Genomic DNA, 14,659 nt, shown 5'->3' on the forward strand with positions numbered 1-14,659 from the left:
GCGCAAAGGTATGACAGCCACGATTACCTCGGTCGAAGCCATCCTGGTCGACCTGCCCACCATCCGGGCCCATCAACTGGCCATGGCCACCATGCAGCAGCAGACGCTGGTGATCGTGCGGCTGCGCTGCAGCGACGGCATCGAAGGCATCGGCGAGGCCACCACCATCGGCGGCCTTTCCTATGGCGATGAAAGCCCCGAAGGCATCAAGCTGGCGATCGACACTTACCTGGCGCCTGCGCTGGCCGGCGAAGATGCGACCAATGTCCATGCCGCCATGGCACGCCTGAACAAGATCGCGCGCGGCAATCGCTTTGCCAAGTCGGCGCTGGAGACAGCGCTGCTTGATGCGCAGGGCAAGCGCCTCGGTGTGCCGCTCGCCACGCTGCTCGGCGGCGCCGTGCGTACCACGCTGCCGGTGCTGTGGACGTTGGCCAGCGGCGATACCGCGAGGGACATCGACGAAGCCGAGCGCCTGCTGGCCGAGCGCCGGCACAACACGTTCAAGCTCAAGATCGGCCGGCGCAGCGTGCGTGATGACGTGGCGCACGTGTCCGCGATCAAGCGCGCGCTGGGTGACCGTGCACGCGTGACAGTGGATATCAACCAGGCGTGGAACGAGGCCGATGCCGCGGGTGGTATTGCCATGCTCGAAGCCGCTGGCATCGACCTGATCGAGCAACCCACGCCGCGTGAGCAACGTACGGCGCTGGCCCGTCTGGCGGCGCGCTTCGTCGTGCCGATCATGGCGGATGAAGCGGTATGTGGCCCAGAAGATGCCATGGAACTCGCGCGCATCGGCGGTGCCGATGTGTTCGCGCTGAAGATCGCGAAATCGGGCGGCATCTTCGGCATGCTGCGCACGGCAGCGGTTGGCGATGCCGCGGGTATCGCGCTATACGGCGGTACGATGCTGGAAGGCAGCGTGGGCACCATCGCTGCCGCGCACGGCTTCTGCACGCTGCCGCAACTTGCGTGGGGCACAGAGTTGTTCGGCCCGCTGCTGCTCAAGGACGATGTAGTCGTGCAGCGGCCCGAATATCGCGATTTCAGCCTGCACCTGCCCGCAGGCCCGGGACTGGGCCTCGCGCTCGATGAAGACAAGCTCGCGCACTACCGGCGCGACCGCGCTTAAAGAACTGATCTGATTAGCCAAGAGGAACGCCATGCTTTACCTGGTCCGGATGGATGTGAACCTGCCGCACGACATGCCTGCTGCGCAGGCCGATGACATCAAGGCGCGCGAGAAGGCGTATGCCCAGCAGCTTCAGCACGAAGGCAAGTGGCAGCAGCTTTACCGCGTGGTCGGCGAGTACGCCAACTACAGCATTTTCGACGTCGGTTCGCACGACGAGCTGCACACGCTGCTGTCCGGCCTGCCGCTGTTCCCGTACATGAAGATCCACGTGACCCCGCTGGCGAAGCACCCGTCGTCGATCCGCTGAACGGCGGTACGCGAACAGAACAACCCGCATCACGCGGGCAAGCAGAGAGGAGACTATGAAGACGTTGTTTCAGCGGCTGGCAGGTGTCAGCCGCACAGGCGCGCTTGCGCTGGCCGCGAGCCTTTCGTTCGCCGCACCGGCCGCGCACGCGGCCTATCCCGACCACCCGATCCGCTGGATCGTGCCGTTCCCGTCGGGCGGCGCGATGGACAACATCGCGCGCACGCTGGGCGAGGACATGTCGCGCACGCTGGGCCAGTCGATCGTGGTCGAGAACCGCCCCGGCGCGGGCGGCAACATCGGCGCCGAACTGGTGGCGCGTTCGCCGGCCGACGGCTATACGCTGATCATCGTCGCCAATGGCATGGCCGTGAACCCGGCGCTGTACGGCAAGCTGTCGTATGACCCGATCAAGGATTTCGCGCCGGTATCGCTGCTGGCCGTCGTGCCCAACGTGCTCGTCGCCAACAAGGCGCGCCGCCAGGAGACCACCGTCAAGGACGTGATCGCCCACGCGAAGGCATCGCCGGGCAAGTACACCTATGCGTCGGCCGGTAACGGCACATCGATCCACCTGGCGGGGGAACTGTTCGCGTCGATGGCCGGCGTGGACATGCTGCATATCCCGTACAAGGGCAGCGGCCCGGCCATGACCGACCTGCTGGGCGGACAGGTCGACTACATGTTCGACAGCATCACCTCGGCCAAGCCGCAGATCGATTCGGGCAAGCTGACGCCGATTGCTGTGACGACCGCTAAGCGCTCCAGCGCGCTGCCGAACGTGCCGACCGTGGCCGAGGCCGGGCTGCCCGGCTATGAACTGTCGCCGTGGTTTGCGACGTTCGTGCCGGCGAAGACGCCGCAGCCCGTGATCGACACCCTGAACCGCGCCATGCTCGAAGCGCTGCGCAAGCCGGCTGTGCAGAAGCGCCTTGCGATGATCGGTGCCGAGCCGATCGGCAGCTCTCCGGCGGTACTGCGCGACCACCTGGCAAAGGAAACCGAGAAGTGGGGCGCGCTCATTCGCCAGCGCGGCATCCACGCCGACTGATCCAACCAAGCCCGCTGCGGCGGGCAGCCTGACATGACCAATCCTGCTTATCCCGCCCGCACCGGCACGGCCATCAGCGCCGGCGTTTCCATCCACTACACGATCGAAGGCGCCGCCGGCGCGCCGGTGCTGGTCATGTCCAATTCGCTGGGCACCACGCTACAGATGTGGGACCCGCAGATGCCGGCTTTGCTCAGGCATTTCCGCGTGCTGCGCTATGACACGCGCGGTCATGGCCGCTCGTCGGTACCTGCGCAGCCGTTCAGCATGGCGGAACTCGGTGCGGACGTGATCGCGGTGATGGACGATGCCGGCGTCGAACGCGCCCAGTTCTGTGGGCTATCGATGGGCGGCATGACCGGCATGTGGCTGGCGCGGCATCACGCTAACCGCTTCGATCGCTTCGTGCTGGCCAATACCGCCGCGCTGATTGGCCCGGCCTCGGTGTGGGACAACCGCATTGCTACCGTGCTGCGTGATGGCATGGCGGCTATCGTTCCGGGCGTGCTGGAGCGCTGGTTCACGTCGTCTTACCGCGCGTCGCACGCACAAGCCATGGAGCCCGTGCGCGACATGCTGCTCGGCTGCGATCCCGCAGGCTATACCGCCAACTGCGCCGCCGTGCGAGATGCCGACCTGCGCGCCATCGTGCCGCAGATCGATGCCAGCGTGCTGGTCATCGCCGGCGAGCAGGATGCCGCTACCACGCCCGCGCAAGGCCGTGAAGTCGCGCAGGCCGTGCCGGGCGCGGAATACCTGTCGCTCGACGCAGCGCACCTGTCGAACTGGGAGCTGCCGCAAGCGTTCGCGGATGCCGTGGTGAGGTTTCTCAAGGCAGCGTAAGACGCTCGCCACCCGCTGACGCGCCCCACCCGCCGCACACCGCGCCCGCCGGCCACGCCGGCTACACAGCGGCCATGCGCTCGCCTGATCGCAGCTGTTCCCTGAAGAATCAAAAAATGCCCGCTCCTGGGAAGGAGCGGGCGCCGACTCAAGCAAGGGAAATACTCAGGCTGTCCGGAGGGAAGCCGAGTGCATAAAAATGTACTGGGAATGGTATCTCGTTAGTTCGTCCGGAATGGGTCGAGGCTGTGTGAAAACGGTTCGATCACCTAGACTGGATCAACGCATTCAGATTGGGGGACCGGATGAAGCGATTCATAGAGGGAGAAGACCGCAAGCAAGCTACGCTGCTTCCAGAATGCCTCGATGATTTCATCGCCGAGGATAACCCCGCCAGGATCATCGACGCGTTCGTTGAAGAGTTGGATCTCGAGTCGCTCGGGTTCGAAGGTGCCAATCCTTCGACTACAGGTCGCCCCTCATATCATCCTGCCGTCCTGTTGAAGATTTACATCTATGGCTACCTCAACCGAGTCCAGTCCAGCCGCCGTCTGGAGCGCGAGTGCCAACGCAATATAGAACTGATGTGGCTTACCGGCCGACTGGCGCCGGACTTCAAGACGATTGCAGACTTCCGCAGGGATAACAGCACGGGCATTCGCAATGTCTGCCGTCGTTTCATAGTTCTGTGCCGCGATTTAAAGTTGTTCTCGCAGGCCCTGGTCGCCATCGACGGCAGCAAGTTCAAGGCAGTCAATACTCGGGACCGCAATTTCACGGCTGGCAAAGTCGACAAACGCCAGCAGCAAATCGAGGAAAGCATCCAGCGGTATCTGAGCGCGCTGGAGACTGCCGATCGCACGCAGCCGGCGGAGATGGAACTCAAGACAACTCGACTGCGCGAGAAGATTGCGCAACTGCGTCAGCAGATGCATAGCCTTGGCCAGATAAAGGAAGAGCTCAAGACACTTCCAGATGGTCAGATCTCGATGACCGATCCTGATGCGCGTTCGATGGCGACAAGTGGCAAGGGCTCCGGAATGGTCGGCTACAACGTACAGATGGCCGTAGATGCCAAGCACCATCTGATCGTCGCTCATGAAGTCACCAATATTGGCAATGATCGGGCGCAACTGAGTTCGATGGCTCGAGCCGCTCGCGATGCGATGGGTAAGACCAGGCTTAAAGCCATAGCTGATCGTGGCTACTTCAGCGCGCAGGAGATCAAGGCATGCGCGGATACGGGAGTTGCTGCCATCTTGCCCAAGCCAACGACGTCCAGCGCGAAGGCGGGAGGTCGATTTGATCGGGCGGACTTCATCTACATTGCCCGGGACGATGAATATCAATGTCCCGCCGGTGAACGTGCGATATACCGCTTCACCAGAGAAGAACATGGACTGCAGCTACGCCGCTATTGGAGTAGTGCCTGTCCTCAGTGCACCATGCGATCTCACTGCACGCCGAGTCCGTACCGGCGCATCTCCAGATGGGAGCATGAGGAAGTGCTGGAGGCCGTCCAGCGCCGGCTCGACAAGACGCCGGATGCAATGACGGTTCGTAGGCGAACCGTCGAGCATGTCTTCGGAACCTTCAAACATTGGATGGGCTACACGCACTTCCTGACGCGCACGCTACCGAATGTAGGTACTGAAATGAGCCTGCATGTTCTGGCGTACAACCTGAAGCGCGTCCTTCGAATTCTCGGGTTCTCGAAAACAATGAAGGCAATGCGCCTGGTGGGTGCGTAAGCACCCATTTGCGCCCAAAAAATGGGCTGAAGATCGCCCTCAGGAGCTCACTAGCGCTGTTCGCACCCGTTACGGCTACGCCCCGGAGGAGACGCGCATTAGTCCGATTCGAGAGACGTTTCCACACGGCCTCGATCCATTTCGGACGACGTCGGGTCACCACCATGTCACTCCGACAGGGTGACAACGAACCGCGCGCCGTTTTAGGTCTTGTGCGTAAAAAAGCGCTTTTTGCCAAAGCGGCGTCATCGGCCACCGGCCTCGCATCGAACAAACCCACCCCTCGGGTCTGAAATTTCCGATAGGGCAATCAGCCCGTGCCCAATGTTAGGCAAAGGGTAGGAAACCTACTATCCCGGCAGTACGCGAGCCGCTGAGGGTTCGCATCCCATCTGCCAAGGAGACGTAGCGATGATCAGGGTACTCATTGCCGATGACCATCCGATTGTCCTCAGCGGCCTCCGCCAGGAACTGAGCCGCCACGCAGGAATAGAGATGATCGGCATGGCCCGCAACTCCACCGAACTGGTCCGTTTGCTCGACGCTGTCCCCTGCGATGTGGTCGTGACCGACTACTCGATGCCCGACGGCGAGCATGGCGATGGAATCGCAATGCTGGAGATGCTGCGACGACGTTATCCGGACACGCGCCTCGTGGTGTTCACGATGATCGAAAACGCCTTGTCGATCCGGAATATCCGCAGCGCCGGGGTTGCGGTCGTGCTCACCAAGACCGATCCGCTGCACCACCTGGCGCCGGCGATCCGTGCTGCGTTCAGCGATCTGACCTACGTACCGCCGTCGTTGCACGAGCTGCCCGATACGGCCGTGACAGGCGAGGGCGGGCCCGAAACCAGGCTGTCGCATCGAGAACTTGAGGTGCTGCGCAAATGCGCAGCGGGCATTTCGCTGGTTGAAATTGCGCGGCAGGCAAACCGCAGCCGCAAGACCATCAGCGTGCAGAAAAGCATGGCGATGAAGAAGCTCGGCCTGAGCACCGGCTACGAGCTGTGTCAGTACGCCATCGCGCATGGCCTGCTGCCGGGCAGGCAATAAGGCGTGAATGGCATGAATGGCATGAATGCGCCTTCCCGATTTCCACGGCCGCGCGCCGTTTTTTTAACCCAGCACAGAGACAGAATGAATACCAGGCTTTTTACCGCACTGATGATGGCCGGTGCAGCAACCAGCGCGTCATACGCGCATGCGTCGGACGGCACGATCACCTTCAAGGGCCAAGTCACCGACACCACCTGCACCATTACAACGGGCAACGCGGGCAGCTTCACCGTGACGCTGCCCAATGTGTCCAAGACCAATCTGGCCGCCGCCGGTAGTACGGCCGGCACGACGGGCTTCTCGATAGCGCTGAGCAACTGCAATCCTGCCAGTGGGAACGTCCATGCCTTCTTCGAAGCGGGCGCCAATGTCGATCCCGCGACCGGACGGCTCGTCAACACCGATGATATTGGCAGCGGCGGCGCAGCCAACGTGCAGATCGGGCTGCTCAATCCGTCGAGCGGCAGCCTGATTTCCATTGGCGCCTCCGACGGCGCTGCGCAGAATTCGATGGCGCAGCCGATCAAGCCGGATGGCACGGCACTGCTGCCATACGCAGCCCAGTACGTGGCGACAGGCGGCGCGGCCGCTGCCGGGTCGGTCTCGTCGAGCGTCACCTACATCCTGTCGTATCAGTAAGGCCACGGGGCCGGAACAGGGGCAGCTATTGGCGGCCCTGTATTCCGGCTCTGCCGAAATACCCATGCCAAGCCACCTTTTCAACTCACGGCGGCCTTTCATGGCCGTGCTGCTGGCCGCGCTGGTCGCCGTCGGCGTGAGCCCAGTCACCCCTGCGTTCGGCTCGGTGGTCATCGCCGGCACGCGCGCCGTCTACAACGCCCGTGATCGCGAAGTCACGATCAAGCTGACCAACGAAGGCAACGCGCCGGCGCTGGTGCAGTCATGGTTCGACAAGGGCGATCCCGCAGCGCCGCCGGCAAGCATCGGCGTGCCGTTCGTGCTGACGCCACCGGTCGCGCGTATCGATCCAGGAAAGGGTCAGAGCCTGCGCATCGTCTACACCGGCGAACCGCTACCCGAGGATCGCGAATCGGTCTTCTGGTTCAATGTGCTGGAGATACCGCCCAAGCCCAACGCGGAACAGACTGGTCCTAACAAGCTGCAACTCGCATTCCGCTCGCGCATCAAGTTTTTTTACCGTCCCGAAGGGCTCAAGGGTACGCCGGGCGAGGCGCCGGCGAAACTTGTCTGGCGACTCGCACGAACCGATGGCCGGCTGCTGATCGAATGCCACAACCCTACGGCGTTCCACGTTTCGGTCGTCAGCGTCGAGCTGTCGTCCGGCGGCAAGCGTGCCGTCAACGAGCGCGGCGCCATGGTGGCGCCCGGCGAAACGCGCCAGTTCCCGCTCATCGGCGACGTCCCGTCCGTCCCCGGCACCAAGGTCCGCTACCACACGCTCAATGACTGGGGCAGTTCGAACGATGGCGAAGCGCCACTGGACGACGCCAGGTAGCCGTGCTGGTCCGCAGGTGCCGCGACGGCCGCGCGCCGAACCGACCGGCTCCAGGAAATCTCAATGCAAGTCAGAAGAAGGCAGCGCCTGTTTCCTTCCCGTCTGCGCCCGTGCTGCGTGGTGGTGCTCTCGCTAATCAGCATTTCGACCGCCCGTGCAACCACGACTGGCTCCGGGGACGTGGAATTCAACGACGTATTCCTGCGGCAGCCCGGTGGCGGCAAGCTTGATGTGTCGCGCTTCAACCGAGGGAACGTGCCGTTGCCGGGGACCTATCGTGCCGACTTGCAGGTCAACGGGGCGTGGGTTGGCATGGCCGAGATCACACTGCGGCAGGCGGGGAATGATGCACGCGATGTCCAACCCTGTTTTGACCGCATGCTGATCGAACGCGCAGGGGTGGACGTTACGCGGTTGCCGGCCCCATCCGCCGAGCGTCTTGTTCATGCAGCCATGGCGGACTGCGTGACGTTGCCGGAGCTGGTTCCCGGCGCGAACGCCGCCTTTGACAATGGCGAACTGCGGCTCGATCTGAGCGTGCCGCAGTCGTTCCTGAGCCGTAGCGCGCGTGGCTATGTCGATCCGCGCTACTGGGACGAGGGTGTCACTGCTGCGCGCCTGGCGTACAACGCCAACGTGTATCACACGGAGAGCACCGGAGTTTCGTCAACGCAGGGCTATCTCGGCCTGAATGCGGGCATCAACATCGGTCCCTGGCGTTTCCGGCACTATGGCAGCCTTTCGTACGATGCGGTCGCCGGCAATCGCTACCAGTCGGTGCAGACCAGCGTACAGCGCTCGATCACGCCGATGCGCAGCCAACTGGTGGTGGGGGATGCGTTTACGGACGGCGCCATGTTCGACAGCTTCGGCTTCCGCGGCGTGCAGTTCGCCACCGACGATCGCATGCTGCCCGAATCGCAGCGCGGCTACGCGCCGACAGTCCGGGGCATCGCCAACAGCAACGCGCGGGTGCAGGTACGGCAAAACGGCAACATCATCTACGAGACCACCGTCGCGCCAGGCACGTTCGAGATCGACGATCTCTACGCAACCGGCTACGGCGGCGACCTGGAAGTGCTGGTGACCGAGGCGGACGGCAGTGTCCGTGCCTCGTTCGTGCCTTACGCGCCCGTCGTGAACGCGTTGCGCCCCGGCATCTGGCGCTATAGCGTGACATCGGGCCAGTATCGCAACACCGGCGTGCAAAGTACGCCGCTTTTCCTGCAGGCAACCGTGCAGCACGGCATCTCCAACCTGTTGACTGGCTATGGCGGAATGCTCGCTGCTCAAGGCTATTTCTCGATCGTCCTCGGCATGGCGATGAACACGCGCTACGGCGCATTCGGCGCTGACGCTACCCATGCCACCACGCGCCTGGTCAGCCAGCCCGACCGTAGTGGCCAGAGCATGCGCTTGTCCTACAGCAAAATGGTCTCGCCCACGCGCACCAACGTGACGCTGGCCGCCTACCGGTACTCCACCAGCGGCTTTCTGAACTTTGCCGATGCAGTGGCAACGCGCAGCCTCGATGACGCGGGCGCCGTCCCCGTGCCTGGCGGCGTCCGGCGCGGGCGCCTGCAAGTCACCATCAGCCAGGGCATGCCGGCAGGATACGGCAACGTCTACCTGTCAGGATCCGCGCAGGACTACTGGAACCACCGCGGCCGGGACACCCAGTACCAGGCCGGGTACAACAACAGCTACAAGCGTGTCAGCTACGTCATCTCGGCAGCACGGCAGATTAACCTGGGCACCGCCAGGTGGGAGAACCGCGTCATGCTCACGGTCGGCATACCGTTGGGCAGGACACCGCACGCCCCGTATGCGATGACGAGTCTGCAGAAGGACTCCTCCGGTGTCATGGGCGTTCAGGAATCCCTGACCGGCACGCTCGGCGCGGACAGCAAATTCACGTATGGACTCAACGCGAGCCACAGCAGTGGCGGTGGCACCGTCACCAGCAGCGTCGCCGGCAATGCGGGCTATGTCTCGCCAATTGCGACGCTGACCGCCAACGCGAGCCACGGCAACCACTACAGCCAGTACGGCGCCGGCATCTCCGGCGGCATCGTCGCTTATGCCGGCGGGGTGACGTTCTCGTCGGCGCTCGGCGATACCGTCGCCATCGTGGAGGCTGCGGACGCTACCGGCGCGCGCGTGGCCAATGCCAATGGACTGCGGCTCGATCCGTGGGGCCATGCGATCGTGCCAAACCTGATGCCGTTCTCGCGCAATCCCGTCGAGATCGACCCCAAGGGCCTTCCGCTCGATGTGGAGCTGCGTTCGACGCTGCAGCAGGTGGCGCCAACGTCGGGGGCCGTGGTCCGTGTACGGTTCGATACCGGCAAAGGTGGCCGGGCGGCGATCCTGCGCGTGCGCATGAGTGACGGCACGCCGTTGCCGTTCGCCGCCGAGGTATTCGATGCCGACGGGAACCTTGCGGGAACCGTCGGCCAGGACGGGCAACTCCTGGCGCGCGGGCTGACACGGGACGCCGGTGTGCTGACAGCAAAATGGGGACCGCTGCAGGCGGACACTTGCGCCTTCCGCTATGCACTGCCGGCGTCTACGGGCAATCCGGGACGCGCATTACCCCGCGCCGACGGTGTATGCGGCGACCACGCTTCGGCTACGGTGTCCATGAAGCGCAATCATCCGGATGCACAAGGAGCGCAATGATGGCCGTGCCCGACGTCAGCGCGGGAGCACAGGCGGCGCTCCGCAGCCTGCTCGCCGCGATGCTGCTGCTGGTATCGCAGGCAGCCCATGCGGCCTGCACCGCAACGCCCGCCATGCCGTACCTGCAGGCCATGAACGATATGGCCGTGGTGACCACGCTGCCGGTGGGCAGCACCATACCGGGAACCGTGCGCAACTACACCTTCAGCGGAACGTGCGACAACGTGCCATCGCACGTGGTGCCTGGTGCGCAGATCGTGGCCTGCTACTACGGCTCGGGCACCGAAGGCTCGGACGGTGTTTACTCGACAGGCGTGCCGGGTATCGGCATTCGCATGCGCAATGCCGCGGGGCAGCCCATCGCTCATGCTGCGGGCGTCTGGTGCAACACGACAGGGGAAGGGCTCGGTACCCTGAACGCGGACATGACGTACGCGGTTTCAGTCTCGATCGAGTTCGTCAAGACCGGCCCCGTCACCGGTGGCACGTTGGACCCGTCACAAACCCGGTTTGGCTTCGGGGTCTACCAGGGCTCGACCGCGGGTGCGCTTGGCGGGAGCGGGAACAACTATATCGGCTTCAGCGGCAATGCCGTGCCACGGCCCATCACTTGCAACGTGAACTACCCGTCGACCGTGACGCTCCAGCCTGTTCGCGCGGCCGATCTGCGCTCGCCGGGGGCGACAGCGGGGTCGGTGCCATTCTCCATAGGGGTGACGTGCGACACACCAGCCATCATCGGCGTCACCTTCGACGCGGCGCCCGGCACACCGATACAGGCGGCGCAGGCGGGCGTGCTCGGGGCGTCGGAAGCCGGTGCGCAGGGCACCGCCGCTGGTGTTGGCTTCCAGATCGTGACCGGAGGCAGCGATCAGCCCGTGGCGCTGCAGGGTCGCACTGCGCTGGGCAATATCCAGGCCAACGTTCCGGCCTCGTACAGCTATGCGGTTCGCTACACCAGGCTGAACAACGGCTTGCCTGTGACGGCCGGTACGGTGACCAGCGCAGCGACGTTCACGTTCGATTACGAATAGGCAAACAGCTCCGCCACTACTTCTTCAGCCGATACGCGAGCTGCGGCCGCGTGATGCCCAGCATACGCGCCGCCGACGACAGGTTGCCGCGCGTCGTGTCGATCGCAAGCTGCATCAGCCGCGCCTCGATCTGCGGCAACGACACCTGCTGATCCAGCAATTTCTGGATCAGCGCATCGGCATCTTCGGGCGCCTCGACAGCGGCCTGCTGGCTCGCGAACAAGTGGGACGTATCGATCAGGCCGGCAGCGGGCGCCAGCAGCACGCCGCGCTCGATCATGTTTTCGAGTTCGCGGATATTGCCGGGCCACTGGTACTGCATCAGCGCATCACGCGCCCGCTGGCTCAGTCCGCGTACCTGCTTCTGGTAGCGCGCGTTGAAGCGCTGGATGAAGGCTTGCGCGAGCTCCGGAATATCGTCGCGGCGCTCGCGCAGGGCAGGGATGGCGACAGGATACGTGCTGATACGGTAGAACAGGTCCGCGCGGAACTGCCCCTGCCGGATCGCCTGCGCCAGGTTGACGTTGGTGGCTGCAATCAGCCGCACATCGATCTTGCGTGTCTCGACACCGCCCAGCCGCTCGACCTCTGCATTCTGCAGCACCCGCAGCAGCTTGACCTGCGCCGAGAGCGGCAGGTCGCCGATCTCGTCGAGGAACAGCGTGCCGCCGTGCGCGCGCTCGAAGCGGCCGGGGCGCGACTGCTGCGCGCCGGTGTACGCGCCTTTCTCCACGCCGAACAGCTCGGACTCGATCAGCTCGTGCGGGATCGCCGCGCAGTTCACGGCGATGAACGGTTGCTCGCTGCGCGGGCCGTGGTCATGCAGCCAGCGCGCGAACATCTCCTTGCCGGCGCCGGTTTCGCCGGTCAGCAGCACGGTGATGTGGCTGTCGGCAGCGGCGGACAGCAGACCAAACGCTTCGCGGAAAGCAGGGGACTGGCCGATCAGGTTGCCCTGGTTGGCGCCGCACAGCGTTTCGCGCAGCGTGCTGACTTCCTGCTGCAGGGTGAGCAGATCGCTGATGACGGAATCGGGCTCGAAGTACTTCAGGTAGTCGGGATCGTTCCACTCCTCGGCCGGCTTGCCGACGATGCGGCACAGTGCGTCGAGCCGCCGCTGGCATTCGGTTTCCTTGTAGATGACGAGGCGGTCCATGAACGTGCTGCTGTAGCCGGACGCATAGCCGAGCTGCACCCAGCAGCCGCCTTCCTCCCGGCTCAGCGACTCGTTGAAGGGCGCTTCGCCTTCCCATGAATCCTGCCAGAGGAATTCGCCGTAGAAGTGGCCGGTGTCGCGGTTGATCTCCAGGCGCACGGGGTCGACCCGCGTCACACCTTCGAGCATGTGGAGCTGCGGGCCCAGCAGGAAGGCGTCGTTCGGCGAATGCTCGAGTTCTTCCTTGCGCTCGCGCTTGACCATCTCGGCATCGCGCATGCCTTGCGCGTAGCCCATGCGGATCAGCAGGCCCTTGCCGCGCTCCAGGCCAAGCGTGTCGAGGATTTCCTTGCGCAAGTAGCTCAGGGCCTCCGTGTGCATCAGCACCATGCGGGAATCGCCCAGCCGGATCTGTGCGGCCTTGGGGTCGATCGTCAGCAGCGAAGCCAGGTCGAACGGCGGCTGCTTGGGGGGCGCGGTCATCTCATCTCCAGAATGCCTGCGGGCGCGAATCGATCCGGAGGGGAGCGTCCTGGCCTCGGTTTTCCGTAGCCTAACACGCGCGTTCGGGGCCTACGCAAACGCTGCCGCGATGCCAGATTCGCGTGTTGCACCGCAATAGCGACGGATTTGATCATTTGGTGAAAACCGGCTTTTTCATCTCATCAAATCGTCAAGCGACCTCGGCGCGCCAACCGCGCGCGACCTCCCGCCAGCCCTTGTGGCATATGGGCTCGTGTCCCGTGGCACGGCCTTCGCTATATGTCTCCTCACCAAAAACAGCGCACGCCAGCCGGTGTGCAGCGCAAAAGGAGCGAGACATGACCACGCCCATCGTCCATTCCGCCTCGTCAGCTTCCCGCCGGTCGCAGCCCTACGTCCGGGTGACCTCGCACGGCCAGCAATGGGTCGAGTTCGAGTTCTCGCTCGGAGACCCCGCGCTGTATGTGGAGCTGGTCATGCGCCCTGACCAGTTCACCGCGTTCTGCGCGGCGCAGTGCGCCATCACGGTGTCGCATCAGCTCGGCCGTGCGCTGGAACGCGAACGCGACAAATGGTGCGAGACCGTGGCCTGAAGCCGCGGCGGCACGACATCCACCAGGGAGACAGGAGAGCCCACATCATGCAAATCGATATCCGCACGGACAGCGTCAGCCCGATCCGCCAGACCTTCGCCAACCTGGCGCGCCGCCTCGGCGCAGACAAGCCGGCCACGCGCTACCAGGAGGCAATGTACGACCTGCAGCCGGAAACCAGCTTCCACTACCGCCCGCTGTGGCAGCCACAGTACGAGCTGTACGACGCGCGCCGCACGCAGGTGGTCATGCAGGACTGGTACGCGCTGAAGGACCCGCGCCAGTTCTACTACGGCAGCTACGTCAACGCCCGCGCACGCCAGCAGGAAACGATGGAAAAGAACCTGGAGTTCGTGGAGAAGCGCGGCCTGCTGGCATCGCTGCCCGAGCCGCTGCGCGAGGTGCTGACGAGCGGCGTGGTGCCGCTGCGCCATGTCGAATGGGCGGCCAACATGAACAACGCCGCCATCACCGCGTATGGCTTTGGCTCCGCCATCACCGAAGCGGCGATGTTCCAGACGATGGATCGCCTCGGCATCGCGCAGTACCTGACCCGCATCGGCCTGCTGGTGGGCGACAAGGCCGCCGTCGACGCGGCCAAGGCGGCATGGCTGGAAGACCTGGCCTGGCAGCCTCTGCGCCATGCGATCGAGGACCTGCTGGTGCGCGATGACTGGTTCGAACTGCACGTTGCGCAGAACCTGGTGATGGACGGGCTGCTGTACCCACTGATCTACCAGCGCCTCGATGCACGCCTGTCCGCCGAAAGCCCGGCGTTCTCGCTGGTCACCGACTTCATGAACGCCTGGTACGCCGAGACGGCGCGCTGGGTCGATGCCACGGTCAAAACCGCTGCGCAGGAGTCGCCCGAGAACGCCAGCGTGATCGCCGGCTATGCCTTCACCTGGCTCGACCGCTTCGAGCATGCGCTGGCACCGCTCGCGCGCCGCCTGTTCGCTGGCGATGCTGGAGCTGCGCTGGACGAGTCTGTGGCCGCTCTGACCAAGCGGCTTGCGGGACTGGGTCTGACCCGTGCCACTGACGAAACACCGGCTAAAGCCGCTGCCTGACACCGAGGAGACCGC

13 protein-coding genes are annotated in these 14,659 nt (G+C 64.2%); 12 read left to right on the forward strand and 1 reads right to left on the reverse strand.

Annotation, left to right across the window (positions count from 1 at the left end; genetic code table 11):
- Nucleotides 1-10 precede the first annotated feature (10 nt).
- From ACIGJG_RS08705 to ACIGJG_RS08750, 10 genes are all read left to right on the forward strand, one after another.
- Complete coding sequence (locus ACIGJG_RS08705) at nucleotides 11-1,135, forward strand: muconate/chloromuconate family cycloisomerase (protein ID WP_011297852.1); 1,125 nt, start codon at nucleotides 11-13, stop codon at nucleotides 1,133-1,135.
- A 31-nt stretch (nucleotides 1,136-1,166) separates the two neighbouring features.
- A complete protein-coding gene (gene catC, locus ACIGJG_RS08710) occupies nucleotides 1,167-1,445 on the forward strand; it encodes a muconolactone Delta-isomerase (protein ID WP_011297853.1) in 279 nt (92 codons plus the stop codon).
- A 55-nt stretch (nucleotides 1,446-1,500) separates the two neighbouring features.
- A complete protein-coding gene (locus ACIGJG_RS08715; protein ID WP_011297854.1) occupies nucleotides 1,501-2,496 on the forward strand; it encodes a tripartite tricarboxylate transporter substrate binding protein in 996 nt (331 codons plus the stop codon).
- Between the two features lie 33 nt (nucleotides 2,497-2,529).
- A complete protein-coding gene (pcaD, locus tag ACIGJG_RS08720) occupies nucleotides 2,530-3,339 on the forward strand; it encodes a 3-oxoadipate enol-lactonase (protein ID WP_011297855.1) in 810 nt (269 codons plus the stop codon).
- Between the two features lie 305 nt (nucleotides 3,340-3,644).
- On the forward strand, nucleotides 3,645-5,090 hold the full coding sequence (locus ACIGJG_RS08725; RefSeq protein WP_211955797.1) for an IS1182 family transposase: 1,446 nt from the start codon (nucleotides 3,645-3,647) through the stop codon (nucleotides 5,088-5,090).
- A 411-nt stretch (nucleotides 5,091-5,501) separates the two neighbouring features.
- A complete protein-coding gene (locus ACIGJG_RS08730; RefSeq protein WP_011297856.1) occupies nucleotides 5,502-6,146 on the forward strand; it encodes a response regulator in 645 nt (214 codons plus the stop codon).
- Nucleotides 6,147-6,230: 84 nt separating this feature from the next.
- Nucleotides 6,231-6,788: a fimbrial protein gene (locus tag ACIGJG_RS08735; protein WP_041679602.1), complete on the forward strand. Its 558-nt coding sequence runs from the start codon at nucleotides 6,231-6,233 to the stop codon at nucleotides 6,786-6,788.
- 64 nt (nucleotides 6,789-6,852) lie between these two features.
- The gene (locus ACIGJG_RS08740) at nucleotides 6,853-7,626 is read left to right on the forward strand and encodes a fimbria/pilus periplasmic chaperone (protein WP_483673031.1); all 774 of its coding nucleotides are present in this window, start codon (nucleotides 6,853-6,855) and stop codon (nucleotides 7,624-7,626) included.
- A 63-nt stretch (nucleotides 7,627-7,689) separates the two neighbouring features.
- Complete coding sequence (locus ACIGJG_RS08745; protein ID WP_483673032.1) at nucleotides 7,690-10,308, forward strand: fimbria/pilus outer membrane usher protein; 2,619 nt, start codon at nucleotides 7,690-7,692, stop codon at nucleotides 10,306-10,308.
- Nucleotides 10,305-11,342, forward strand: coding sequence for a fimbrial protein (locus tag ACIGJG_RS08750; protein ID WP_483673033.1), 1,038 nt, complete (start codon nucleotides 10,305-10,307; stop codon nucleotides 11,340-11,342). The genes ACIGJG_RS08745 and ACIGJG_RS08750 overlap by 4 nt, the downstream gene beginning before the upstream one ends.
- A gap of 16 nt (nucleotides 11,343-11,358) precedes the next feature.
- Here the strand turns inward: ACIGJG_RS08750 and ACIGJG_RS08755 are convergent, their stop codons facing one another.
- The gene (locus ACIGJG_RS08755; RefSeq protein WP_011297861.1) at nucleotides 11,359-12,981 is read right to left on the reverse strand and encodes a sigma-54-dependent Fis family transcriptional regulator; all 1,623 of its coding nucleotides are present in this window, start codon (nucleotides 12,979-12,981) and stop codon (nucleotides 11,359-11,361) included.
- 338 nt (nucleotides 12,982-13,319) lie between these two features.
- Between ACIGJG_RS08755 and ACIGJG_RS08760 the strand changes: the two genes are divergently transcribed.
- Nucleotides 13,320-13,574, forward strand: a complete 255-nt coding sequence (locus ACIGJG_RS08760; protein ID WP_011297862.1) for a phenol hydroxylase subunit — start codon at nucleotides 13,320-13,322, stop codon at nucleotides 13,572-13,574.
- A 47-nt stretch (nucleotides 13,575-13,621) separates the two neighbouring features.
- The gene (locus ACIGJG_RS08765; RefSeq protein ID WP_483673034.1) at nucleotides 13,622-14,644 is read left to right on the forward strand and encodes an aromatic/alkene monooxygenase hydroxylase subunit beta; all 1,023 of its coding nucleotides are present in this window, start codon (nucleotides 13,622-13,624) and stop codon (nucleotides 14,642-14,644) included.
- The last annotated feature ends 15 nt before the right edge of the window (nucleotides 14,645-14,659 follow it).

The sequence above is a fragment of the Cupriavidus sp. C1SS-2L genome (assembly GCF_057073735.1).

Bases quoted from the DNA above. Each gene is read 5' to 3' on its own strand.
- ACIGJG_RS08725 (WP_211955797.1), top strand. From the start codon at position 3,645: ATGAAGCGATTCATAGAGGGAGAAGACCGCAAGCAAGCTACGCTGCTT.
- ACIGJG_RS08740 (WP_483673031.1), top strand. From the start codon at position 6,853: ATGCCAAGCCACCTTTTCAACTCACGGCGGCCTTTCATGGCCGTGCTG.
- ACIGJG_RS08705 (WP_011297852.1), top strand. From the start codon at position 11: ATGACAGCCACGATTACCTCGGTCGAAGCCATCCTGGTCGACCTGCCC.
- catC (WP_011297853.1), top strand. From the start codon at position 1,167: ATGCTTTACCTGGTCCGGATGGATGTGAACCTGCCGCACGACATGCCT.
- ACIGJG_RS08765 (WP_483673034.1), top strand. From the start codon at position 13,622: ATGCAAATCGATATCCGCACGGACAGCGTCAGCCCGATCCGCCAGACC.
- ACIGJG_RS08755 (WP_011297861.1), bottom strand. From the start codon at position 12,981: ATGACCGCGCCCCCCAAGCAGCCGCCGTTCGACCTGGCTTCGCTGCTG.
- ACIGJG_RS08730 (WP_011297856.1), top strand. From the start codon at position 5,502: ATGATCAGGGTACTCATTGCCGATGACCATCCGATTGTCCTCAGCGGC.
- ACIGJG_RS08760 (WP_011297862.1), top strand. From the start codon at position 13,320: ATGACCACGCCCATCGTCCATTCCGCCTCGTCAGCTTCCCGCCGGTCG.
- ACIGJG_RS08735 (WP_041679602.1), top strand. From the start codon at position 6,231: ATGAATACCAGGCTTTTTACCGCACTGATGATGGCCGGTGCAGCAACC.
- ACIGJG_RS08750 (WP_483673033.1), top strand. From the start codon at position 10,305: ATGATGGCCGTGCCCGACGTCAGCGCGGGAGCACAGGCGGCGCTCCGC.
- ACIGJG_RS08745 (WP_483673032.1), top strand. From the start codon at position 7,690: ATGCAAGTCAGAAGAAGGCAGCGCCTGTTTCCTTCCCGTCTGCGCCCG.
- ACIGJG_RS08715 (WP_011297854.1), top strand. From the start codon at position 1,501: ATGAAGACGTTGTTTCAGCGGCTGGCAGGTGTCAGCCGCACAGGCGCG.
- pcaD (WP_011297855.1), top strand. From the start codon at position 2,530: ATGACCAATCCTGCTTATCCCGCCCGCACCGGCACGGCCATCAGCGCC.